This window comes from Aerococcus sp. 1KP-2016 (assembly GCF_002252085.1).
Lineage (GTDB): Bacteria > Bacillota > Bacilli > Lactobacillales > Aerococcaceae > Aerococcus.
In genome coordinates this window covers 64,042-74,993 of record NZ_NEEY01000004.1, presented here as the reverse complement: position 1 = coordinate 74,993, position 10,952 = coordinate 64,042, and the positions used below count along the sequence as shown (strand labels likewise).

The window sequence follows — 10,952 nt, the reverse complement described above, 5'->3', positions numbered from 1 at the left end:
TTTCATCTGAGATAACTTCTCGAGCAGTTTCTTCTCCACCAACAGTCGTTACTTTTTCAACGATTGTTCGTTCGCCTAATACACCTTCTTGGGATACTTCTTCTGTACCGACTAGTAGGTCTGGATTCGCCACGTACTCGATTTCAAAGGCTACATCTTCGGTGCGTGTTTCTTCAACTACTGTAAGACTACTCACTCTAACCCACATCGTTGCTTTAGCTATACAACCATTTGAGTCTATAACTGTTAATTCATATTGAGTATCTTCTGTAGGGCTAACACTTGGATTTTTATCTTTTGATATGACTGTGTCATCCCCTACTTTTCGCCATTCATAAGTGAAGGTCGTACCATCATTGTCTCCACCTGTGACAGGACTCATGTAGTTTTCTCCATTTTCATCTGTTCCACTACCTAAGTTAATGGAGTCGCCTAAATTGATCGTTGCATCTGTTAAGCTGACTTCGATAAGTGTCGGAACATCTACCTCTGGTACTGGGAAATCTTTTGTCTGATCATTACCAAATATATCTTTGTAGGTTAATTTTGCAAATTCGTTAGTGTCTGCTGGTCCTCCTGGGAAATCCGGCTTCGCTACAACTGTATATTTAAGTTGAGCACTCTCATATATTGTTCCTGGGTTCCAAGTTATTTCTCTAGTGTCAGAATTGTAAGTTGCACCTGCTGGTAATGAACTTTCAACTAAATCAAAGTTATCTCCAATTTTGTCCACTACTTTCGCATTTGTTGATGCATAGCCAAGTCTTTGGGAGATTTCTTCAAAGATCGCATCAAGTTCTGTAGCTGATGGAGCTGGGTAATAACCCTTATTTTGTGCTTGTGTTAGCATATTATCTGCTAGTGCCTTTTCTGTAGCATTCATGCCGGTTGTTAAACCGATAGTAAAGACATCAGCTATATCATTTTGATAGATATTTTTACCTGCATTTATAGCCCTTTGGATATGAACATGGTTAATATTCGTAGTTTCAGCATAAGGATTGCCGTTACTTGCAGTTGGTAATCCATCAGTGAGCATAACCACTACTTTATTTGAGTTTGGATTTTGATTACTTGTTGGTCCTTGAATAACGGATTGACCCTGTTTAAATCCTGCTTCTGTGTTAGTTCCTCCACCTGCGGATATACCATTTATAGTATTAGTAACTGTTGTTAAGTTAGTAGATAAATCTAAGTCTGTACGCGCCTGATTTTGATTTCCAATACCAGTTGTTGATGTTGGCCCACTAAAACTCACTACAGAAACCCTACTACCAGGGATTCCATTTGGACCTAAGACTCTCTCGGCAAAGTTAGTTGCTGCAAGCTTTGCATAGTAAAGTCTAGTTCTTGTTGGATTAGTTGTTGCTGTAAAATTCATGCTTCCAGATCTATCCAGCACAAGTACAACATCGACCGGAGCTGGTTGTGGCTCTCCAGTAATATTCAAATTCACTTCAAATGTTCGACATCCCGGTGTTCGTTTAGCTGTTTTATCTACTCCAATTGTATCTTGTAATCCACCTGTAGATTCTGCACTTACATGTGAGACGACAGATCCTCCATATCCTAAAAGTAATGTAAATAAAACGAATAAGGAGATAATTTTATTATATATTTTTTTCAAGCTTACGCCTCCTTTCAATGAATTCATCAAGTTTACAATTTGTTGTTTTTTTCACTTGCACCCCCCTTCAATTTACATCAGAAGTTGCCATACCTAAATAATTCCTTAAGAGTGTTGTCTCTGCCCTCCAATATGACACCGTTTTCATCTCGTATTAACTCACCATTACCTACAGCATTCACATCGTTTGAAAAAAACGGCTCAAATAGCTGGATAAATAACGAGAATACAGTTACTTCTTGTTCCGGGGCTACTTCATTAGACCTATTTTCTTCTGCAGCATTCACCTCTTGCATACTCACATTTGAGAGAATCGCTGCTATTGTTAAAATGGTTAAGAGATTCTTATATCCAGTTTTTTTCTTCTTTTCCAATCTTCTTCTTATTTTCTATAATCATAACACAATTATATTTATTTTAGTAACTAATAGATCAATAAACTAAAGGATAATTTAGATAATTACCTTTATTAGATTTTTCAAAGTTAAAGAGCCAACAGCATTCATTCCTGCTGTTGGCTCTTCTTTAGTTAGGTCATTTAATCTATCGACTATTTCTTTGCTAAAATGGGTGTAGATGAGGTAGTCCGCCTTAGTTTCTTTGTTGAATGTTATTTTGTCAATGAATGTTCGTAAGATTTCCTTGGTATCCGCCTTACTATATGAATCCATTATGGCTCGATTAGCTACTTTCATTACCTTAGACACATTTTCTGTTGTGAATTTGTACCCTTCTGCTTGTAGGAGTTTTAGAAGCTCATCTTTTCTGTGTTTCTTTTCAATGTATTTAATTTCTAATTCAGTCATTCTTCCCTCAAGTTCCTTGGTTAATTCAGGATTGGATTTGACTAACTCTTGCCATTTCTTTAATTTTCCTTCTGTTTCTTCAATTTTTCCATCTAAGCCGTTTAACTCCATTTCCCATGGCTTCCGGTTCGATTCAATCTGTTCGTTCATTTCGTCTACAATCTGCTTAATGTGCTCTGGTACAAGTATGAAAAAAATATAATACGCTATCCCGGGATGACCAGGGGTTAGACGGCTCACTATGTGCAGTCTTAACTTCAATCGTAAGTGGTTATCATAATTTTATTACCGTTTAGCTATTTTCAAGAGTCTTTACAGAACTACCGAACGCAATTACAGTAAACTTTTAAAAATCTCACTATGAATCTTCATCAGAGTATACGGGTATTTCTACGAAAAAACCTCATCTATTTATGGTACGGTTCATTATTTTGAATACGGAAACTACGGTAAATTTGTTCGGTTAAGACTAATCGCATCAATTGATGTGGCAAGGTCATTTTACCGAAGGAAATTTCCTGGTTGGCACGTTTATACACGGCATCACTCGTTCCTAGAGATCCGCCAATAATGAAGACTAGGGTTGATTTCCCTTGAGTCATTTGTTGCTGCATATGTTTGGCTAATTCAGGTGACGACATCATCTTCCCGTTAATTGCTAACAGGTAGACGTAGTCATCATCTTTTACCTTGGATAAAATGCGTTCGCCTTCAGCATTCTTGACTAGCACATCTTCCGCTTCGCTGGCATTTTCCTTAGTTGGTTCATCTTTCACTTCAATAACTTCGAATTTTGTATAACGGCTCAACCGTTTAACGTATTCTTCGATTCCTTGTTTTAAATACTTTTCTTTCAGTTTTCCAACTGAGATAATTTTAACTAACATGCAAAAAGGCTCCAATCATGCAAAAATACTTATTTAACAGTTTTTCTTTTCTATTTTACTTTATTTTTCGCATGAAGTGGCTATAATTAATCGTATTTGCAATGATTAATTTTTTCTAAATTATATAAGGAGGGCTTAACGATTAATATTTTTCGTAAAATGCTAAGTTATGTTGCTAACCCTGTTAGTCAACTATCCAGTGCCAAAATCATCGCGTTATCATTCGCTTTGGTAATCTTTGTCGGTTCCCTACTATTGAATTTACCAATCAGCCAAGTGGCAACATCAGATGCAACATACTTTGATCATCTATTTATCGCCGTTTCCGCAGTCTGTGTAACCGGCCTATGGGTAGAATCTATCTATGATACTTACAACCTTTTTGGTCAAATCATCATGATGATCTTAATTCAAATTGGTGGTCTAGGCTTGATGACCTTTATCTCTGTCATCTACTTCAAAGTTGGTCACAATGTTAGATTGAGTGCTCAAGTCGCTGTTACAGGTGCCTTGAATAGTAGTTCGCTAGATAATATTTCTAACTGGTTGGGGAAAATTTTCAAATATACCTTTATCATTGAAGGTATCGGTGCCTTGTTATTTTCCACATTCTTTATCCCAGAGTTAGGCTTTGCGAAAGGTGCTTTTATCAGTATCTTCATGGCTGTATCTGCCTTCTGTAATGCTGGTTTTGATCCTTTAGGGAATGTATCAATGATAGGATATCAAACAGTACCAATTATTAACTGGACCATCATTTCATTAATTATATTAGGTGGTATTGGTTTTAGTGTTTGGTTTGATGTCACAACTCAAATCAAGAAGTTTGACTGGTCTCGCCCTAAAATTGCATTTAAAGCTGCAATTCGTAAATTGCGTCCACATACAAAATTGGCAATTGGTATGACAATCTTGATCATTATAATTGGTACAATTCTATTCTTAGCGTTTGAATGGCAAAATGAAGGTACTATTGGTAATATGACCATAGGCAATAAAATAATGACTGCCGTATTTCAAACCGTTACAATGCGTACAGCTGGTTTCGCAACAATTGATTATACTTTGACGCATCCAATCTCTAATTTAATCTTTATTGTTACTATGTTTATCGGTGGTAGCCCAGGTGGTACTGCCGGCGGTTTAAAAACAACTACCTTCGCCTTGGTTATTATGTTAGCCATTTCTGAAATTAGACAAAAAGACCATGTTAACTTTGTAAAACATTCCATTCCTGCCCAATTATTGCGACAAGCTTTCGTTATTTTCTTGCTTTACATTGCGCTTTTAATTATTGGTTCAGGTTTAATCTTAATCTTCGACCCTCACGTTGATTATTTATATATCTTATTTGAATCAATTTCAGCCTTTGCAACGGTTGGTGTAACTGCAAACTTAACACCAACGCTAACAATGGCAAGTCAAATTGTTATAATGGCATTAATGTTTATTGGACGTATTGGCCCAATGACAATGTTTCTTTCATTATTACCAAATAAAAAAGATAAAACACATGATATTCAATATACAACCACAAATATTTTAATAGGATAGGTGTAAACAAAAAATGGGAAAATTTAAATTAGTTGGTATTTTAGGATTAGGTATCTTTGGCTCAACAATTGCCAAAGAATTAGCAGAGAATGGTGTTGAAATCATTGCCTGTGACCTTGATCAAAAGAATGTTGACCGATTAGAAGGCTACTTAACAGTTGGTTCAGTAGGTGACTTTACTGATATCGATTATATGCGGGAATTAGGTTTCGGCCAATGTGACGCGATCGTCGTTTCAACAGGTACGAACTTAGAAGCTTCAGTTCTTGGTGTTATTAACGCCAAAGAATTAGGTATCAAACATATCATCTGTAAAGTAAAAAATAAAACTAACCGTAAAGTACTAGAAGCTTTTGGTGTTGACGTGTTAGTGCAACCTGAAAAAGAATCAGGTATTCAAATTGCACGTCGCATGATTCACAACACCATTGAAGAAGTCATCAAATTAGATGACGAAACTTCATTAGTTGAATTCCGTGCCCCTGACCAATGGATTGGTAAGGCATTAACAACTTTAAACACTCGTCAACGTTACGATATTAATATTATCGGTATTCGTAAGAAACGTCGTGACGCATTAACAACTACGTTCCCTGCTGACTATGTTATCAAACCAGATGACATCTATGTTGCAATTGCCAATACGGATAAATTCGAGAAAGCAGACTACTTACGCGAAATTCGTTAATCAAATTAATCAAGCGGTTGAAATCGAGCAAATGCTCCGTTTCAACCGCTTTTTCCATACACATATTTATCCACAGTATCTACAAGTCTAAATCTAGATAAATCCTATGATTACGACATTTCTATTTAACTTTACAGTTATCCCCTTATTTTTCCACACTATCCACAGATTTAAATAAGTTTTATAACCTCCCTATACCAATGTTTCTAGCAATGTTACAAACTTATACCCATTTTGCGTATCTTATCCCCAACTCTGTGGATACTTTCTGGGGATAAACCTATTATTATTGAATAAATGCCATCAAACACGCACCAATACGGCCGCAAGCAAGCATTGACCAGAGAAAAACAGCGCAAGCTACGCGATGATGCTGTGCTTACGCTGTTCAATATCTATTTTATTCAGTTACTGTGCTTGCTGCTGAAGAAGATTCTTGTACTTGCAATTGCACGGTTGTTTCTTGTAATTCACCGTTGCGGAAGTATGAAATTTCCACACTCGCCGTTGGTTCTTGACTATATAGTGCTTGACGGAAGGATGCAGAATCGGTTACTGGTTCACCATTGAAACCAACAATAACGTCATCAGCTTGTAACCCAGCCGCTTCAGCTGCAGAGCCAACAGCTACTTCAGCAATATATACACCTTCAGTTACGTCTGTAGGTAATTTTAAGGTTTGTGATTGATATTCAAGCGAAACGCGGTTCAAGTCTACCATTGATACACCTAGCTCTGGACGAATCACTTGTCCATTTGCTTCAAGCTCAGCAATGATTGTTTGGACATCATTTGCTGGAATTGCAAAGCCCATACCTTCTACTGAAGAGTCGGACACTTTCATAGAGTTAATCCCGATTACTTGTCCTGCTGCATTTAGCAAGGCACCACCCGAGTTACCTGGGTTAATCGCAGCATCTGTTTGGATAACATTGGCAACCCAGTCATAAGTACTGTCGCCATCGATGTCTACCGATACAGAACGATTTAAACCTGAAATAATCCCTTGCGTTACTGTTGTTGCATAATCAGATCCTAAAGGAGAACCAATCGCAATAGCAGGTTCACCAACAGTTAAACTATCAGAATCACCAAATTCAGCAACTGTCGATACAACATCAGAAGAAATTTTTAATACAGCCAAGTCAGTCCATGGATCTGTACCAACTAATTCGGCCTCTACTTGTGTACCATCAGCCATAATGATATTAATGGCGTCTGCACCGTCGATAACGTGGTTGTTTGTCACAACATAGGCTGTGTCACCATCAACCTTATACACGACACCAGACCCCTCAGAAGAGGTTTCCAATTCTGTTGAAGCATCTTCACTAGATGATGATTCGCTTCCTTGTGTTGGTGATGTGAAACCAAATAAATCATACGTTGAAACTGATTCTGTCATATTGACAACTGAAACAACAGAATCTTGAACTTTAGCTACGGTTTCAGAAACATCCGTTGTAACGTCCAGACTTGTTGATTGAACTGATCCGCTTGTTTCGCCTGCTTGCGCACTAGATACAGCAGAATCTATCATTGATTGCACCTCTTCAGTCGAAATGCTTGTTTCATTATCAGCCGAGGAGGTAACGGCATAACCTACCCCACCAACTAATAAAGTAGCAATAGCGCCCCCAATCAAACCTGATTGTAAGGGTGTCATTTTACGGGCTTTCTTTTCTGGTTTATGTGGTTTATGTGGTTCATTTGGGTTTTTAATTGGTTCGTCGTTTTGGTTATTAAATGGATCATTATTTTGAGACATATGCTCATCCCCCTCGTTGTTAAGTTGGCCTTTACAATTTGTAATATAACAGATAATTTTGAATATTTTGTGACTTTTTAGGCGCAAAACTATAAAAATTTATAAACCTCATTATAAAGTATAAAGCTCCGTTGGTTTTTCTGGATTGGTGTCATAGACCTCAAATTGCTCATGGACGCCTAAATCAGCCTGAGTCAATGCAGATACACACGTTTGGTGTGCAACGGTCTTCATATTATTTTCTTTAGACAAGTGACCTAGGTAAATTCGTTTAGTCCGGTCACCAATCATATCAATCATTGCTTGGGCGCCGGCATCATTTGATAAATGCCCTTCATCCCCCAAAATACGTTGTTTTAATGACCATGGATATGAACCCATGCGCAACATATCAATATCATGATTAGACTCAATTAAATAGCCATCTGAATTTTTCAGTAACCCTACTAGACGGTCACTTACATAGCCAGTGTCAGTCAGAATAGTGAATTGCTTGTTATCTTTTTGAAAAGCATAAAATTGCGGTTCGGCTGCATCATGACTCACACCATAAGAGACGATATCCACATCATCTAGGGTTAAGATATCCCCTTGTTCGATAATATTTTGCTTTTCAATTGGTATTGTACCAACTTTATTGCCAAATGCACGCCATGTGGCTTCATTGGCATACACATTCAAATCATATTTACGCGCTAGCACACCAACACCCTTAATATGGTCTGAATGTTCATGTGTGATAAACAAAGAATCAATATCCGAAATATCGCGATTGATTCCTGCTAGCAAATCCTTTAATTTCTTCCCACTAAAACCTGCATCCACCAAAATCTTACGTTTGGGGGTTTCTATATAAGTCGCGTTTCCACTAGAGCTACTGCCGAGCATGGAAACACGCATTGTAAAATCATTCTTTGCAGTCTCCACGATTGCCTCCTACATGTTGTTTACTAAGTTTTATTGTTTGTTTTCTTCTGAATCTGTTTGATCTGCTACAAATTCTGGTTGCCATTTCATTCGTTTCAACGATAAATGTGCAATTGATTGGGCTGAGCCCATCAAAGGTAATTGCAAAATTTGTGGATCATTTTCTACATTTTTGGCTAACTTCACATTATTTGCAGCTACCCATGAATAAAGGTATTTATCATCTAACCACTCTTTACTTTGGTTTGACCAAACTTCACCAGCCGTAGTTTGTTGCACTAATTGTTTCAAGTAAGATTGCCATTGTCTATATAAGGCAACCCCTGTCTCCGTACGTAGTGGTAGTACATTTTGTTGAATCAGATACACAAGCGCCAAACTCAAAATAATAAGTACGATAGCCCAAATATTCACCTGACCCAATTGCACTTGCCAGTAGCCCACGAAGAAAGTCCCAAATAACCATGCTACCATATAAATCGTTAAGATAGTATAGAATACTTGATTCATTTTACTATAAACGCCCTCTTTATTTAAGGCTTGTTTCGCATTTTGACGGATTTTACGTACCAATTTACGGCCTAAACGTGTGAAAAGTACAACACCCTTACTAGCAGGATTAAAAATCAGTTCATTCAACGAAACCACTTGTCTATGCGCATCTGTTTGCTCAACAACCGCTGCTAGCAGTAATTGGCCAGCTGGATGGTTCGTTTCATTTGTCAATGGTGTTACTTGAATATCTGCGATTTGACCGCGTTTATTGGTAATAAAATGAGCGGCGAGCGTCTTATTTTCGATCATTTCTAAAATCAACAGGACAATGGCCTGTGTATCCGAGTATTTTTTACCTGTTAACATGGCAACACTATGTGGTGCGAAGTAATTAGGTTTTGATTGCACGGCCCCCTTTAGATCAGGAACAGCATTGAAAATAGCACGTTTTTTCATAAATAAGTAAACCGCGTAAGCAAAAATCAGGATAAACAAAGTACCCGATACAAGCCATATTTGTCTCGTCAAACGAGTTTTTTGATTGGCTTCTGCTTTACGGCTAGCTTGCATTTCTTTAATAATCGACTCGCCTTCTGATTCTTTACCTACGTTTGGTTATTGGCAAGTAGCGCAACGGGCATGTACATTTGTACACCAATCACTTCATTCGCACCTAAATTCTCAGCTGTAATGGTTAAACTAGTGCGGTCTTCAGACCAGCTTAAGTTTGTCTTTGCCTTAGAAGAAACAATAATATCAGACTGATCGGCTGGTACCGCTGCTGGGAAGTTCAATGTTAAACTTGCTTCTTCTGTATCATATGGCAATGCTAAGAAATTGGCCTTTAAAATTGACCACTCTGCATAATTCGTCCATAAATCACTAAGGGTACCTGATATTTGGGCGATATGTGGTGCATTTGTAATGGTATTATAGATGGTAATATCCATACCATTCTCTCGCTCAGTTAAGGTATAAGTCCCCACTTCGTTCGAGTCACTAGCTACAAACGGGAAGAATGCATTCGCACTTACACTTTTCATATTAATGGCTAAGTCCGTCAACTTTCCAAGTTCACCTAAATCAATACGATGATTGATTTCATTCTCTGTTCCCTTTACATCAAAGCCAAATGTTTCAGTTTGCTTCATACTGCCGTCATCTTGAATATCAATATTGGTGGCATAATCTGTGACCTTCACTTCTGCCTGTACATTGGTCACTTGACCAGCAAACATAGCGAACATGACAATAGTCGCTGTTAACCAAGTGCTCATTTTAGTGCTTAGCCTCGGATATCTTTTAATAGATGTATTTTTCTGAAACATGACAAATCCTCTTTCCAATTTTCAAACTATTCTGATTACAATAACTACTGCGTTAAAATTGACCCATTAATAGCATCTACAAATACCCTTTGTGTAGTTCCTTCACTTGATTGGATAAACAAGGTCCATACGGGATGGTAGAGGGTAATTTCTTCAAGCATTAGGGTTTGACGATACGATAAGAAGGACGTCACAATGGTTGCGTCATCCGGAATAGAATTGTTTAAAAAGGCATTTTCTAATGCCTGTGCTTGAGTAATGACCGTTCTATCTTCCCCTTGTGCTGCCGATTCACCAGTCACCGTTTGTTCATAGCCATAGACCGCATAATTTTCATTTACTTGGAAAACAATCTCACTCGAGCCATCCGCAATCGGATAATTCTCAGTCGTTTGCTTCATATAAAGAATCGTACCTGCATTTTGATCATAGGTTACAAATTGATACAAGTTACCATCGTATATTTCACTATCTACAAAGTTATCCAATTGGTTCAAGGTATCTTCTGAAAGAGTGCCTGAAACGGTATTGGCATCAACGCCTTTTAAGGGTACTGGTTCATTGATTTGTGAAATAATTTGGCTAGACTCAGACACCACTTCAACACTTTGCGTATCGCTTGTAACAGATAATACTTCATCTATGGTAATCGTTTTATTCTTGGTTCGAATAAAAGGAGTCGTCAATATTTCATCTGAAGGATCATTATAGCTAATGTTATTTGTCTGGAATTCTGTTTCAATGTCTACTGACTGGCTTGCGATTGCTTGGTTAAAAGTACCAATATACTTATCCCAAAAAATATTGATCAAGAAGATATCCAAAATCAAGAATGCAATAATAAAAATGACTTCTACTTTTCTAAAATTCAT

At 37.6% G+C, this 10,952-nt stretch carries 11 protein-coding genes; 2 read left to right on the top strand and 9 right to left on the bottom strand.

Going from position 1 to position 10,952, the window contains the following annotated elements:
• The 4 genes from B9P78_RS01845 to rlmH form a co-directional block, all read right to left on the bottom strand.
• Window positions 1–1,381, bottom strand: a 1,381-nt coding sequence (locus B9P78_RS01845; protein WP_158520568.1) for a G5 domain-containing protein, incomplete at its 3' end; no start/stop codon positions are given.
• A 323-nt stretch (window positions 1,382–1,704) separates the two neighbouring features.
• Window positions 1,705–2,001 carry a hypothetical protein gene (locus tag B9P78_RS01840; protein WP_003143745.1) on the bottom strand — a complete coding sequence of 99 codons (297 nt, stop codon included), beginning with the start codon at window positions 1,999–2,001 and terminating at the stop codon, window positions 1,705–1,707.
• Between the two features lie 78 nt (window positions 2,002–2,079).
• Entirely contained in the window at window positions 2,080–2,583 is a 504-nt protein-coding gene (locus B9P78_RS01835) for a hypothetical protein (protein WP_148138562.1), read from the bottom strand.
• Between the two features lie 257 nt (window positions 2,584–2,840).
• The gene (gene rlmH / locus B9P78_RS01830; RefSeq protein ID WP_094517875.1) at window positions 2,841–3,320 is read right to left on the bottom strand and encodes a 23S rRNA (pseudouridine(1915)-N(3))-methyltransferase RlmH; all 480 of its coding nucleotides are present in this window, start codon (window positions 3,318–3,320) and stop codon (window positions 2,841–2,843) included.
• 159 nt (window positions 3,321–3,479) lie between these two features.
• On the opposite strand from rlmH, the gene B9P78_RS01825 reads away from it, so the two are divergent.
• Window positions 3,480–4,874, top strand: coding sequence for a TrkH family potassium uptake protein (locus B9P78_RS01825; protein WP_094517874.1), 1,395 nt, complete (start codon window positions 3,480–3,482; stop codon window positions 4,872–4,874).
• 13 nt (window positions 4,875–4,887) lie between these two features.
• Entirely contained in the window at window positions 4,888–5,562 is a 675-nt protein-coding gene (locus B9P78_RS01820) for a TrkA family potassium uptake protein (RefSeq protein ID WP_094517873.1), read from the top strand.
• Window positions 5,563–5,962: 400 nt separating this feature from the next.
• Here B9P78_RS01820 and B9P78_RS01815 read toward each other — a convergent pair whose 3' ends face one another.
• The 5 genes from B9P78_RS01815 to B9P78_RS01795 all read right to left on the bottom strand — a co-directional run bounded on the left by B9P78_RS01815 (window position 5,963) and on the right by B9P78_RS01795 (window position 10,952).
• Window positions 5,963–7,330, bottom strand: coding sequence for a S1C family serine protease (locus B9P78_RS01815; RefSeq protein WP_094517872.1), 1,368 nt, complete (start codon window positions 7,328–7,330; stop codon window positions 5,963–5,965).
• Between the two features lie 111 nt (window positions 7,331–7,441).
• A complete protein-coding gene (locus B9P78_RS01810) occupies window positions 7,442–8,257 on the bottom strand; it encodes an MBL fold metallo-hydrolase (RefSeq protein WP_233487648.1) in 816 nt (271 codons plus the stop codon).
• A gap of 30 nt (window positions 8,258–8,287) precedes the next feature.
• Window positions 8,288–9,322 (bottom strand): DUF2207 domain-containing protein, encoded by a 1,035-nt coding sequence (locus B9P78_RS10460; protein WP_094517871.1) that lies wholly within the window; start codon window positions 9,320–9,322, stop codon window positions 8,288–8,290.
• 35 nt (window positions 9,323–9,357) lie between these two features.
• A complete protein-coding gene (locus B9P78_RS10455) occupies window positions 9,358–10,080 on the bottom strand; it encodes a DUF2207 domain-containing protein (protein WP_094517870.1) in 723 nt (240 codons plus the stop codon).
• Window positions 10,081–10,124: 44 nt separating this feature from the next.
• On the bottom strand, window positions 10,125–10,952 hold the full coding sequence (locus B9P78_RS01795; protein ID WP_094517869.1) for a two-component system regulatory protein YycI: 828 nt from the start codon (window positions 10,950–10,952) through the stop codon (window positions 10,125–10,127).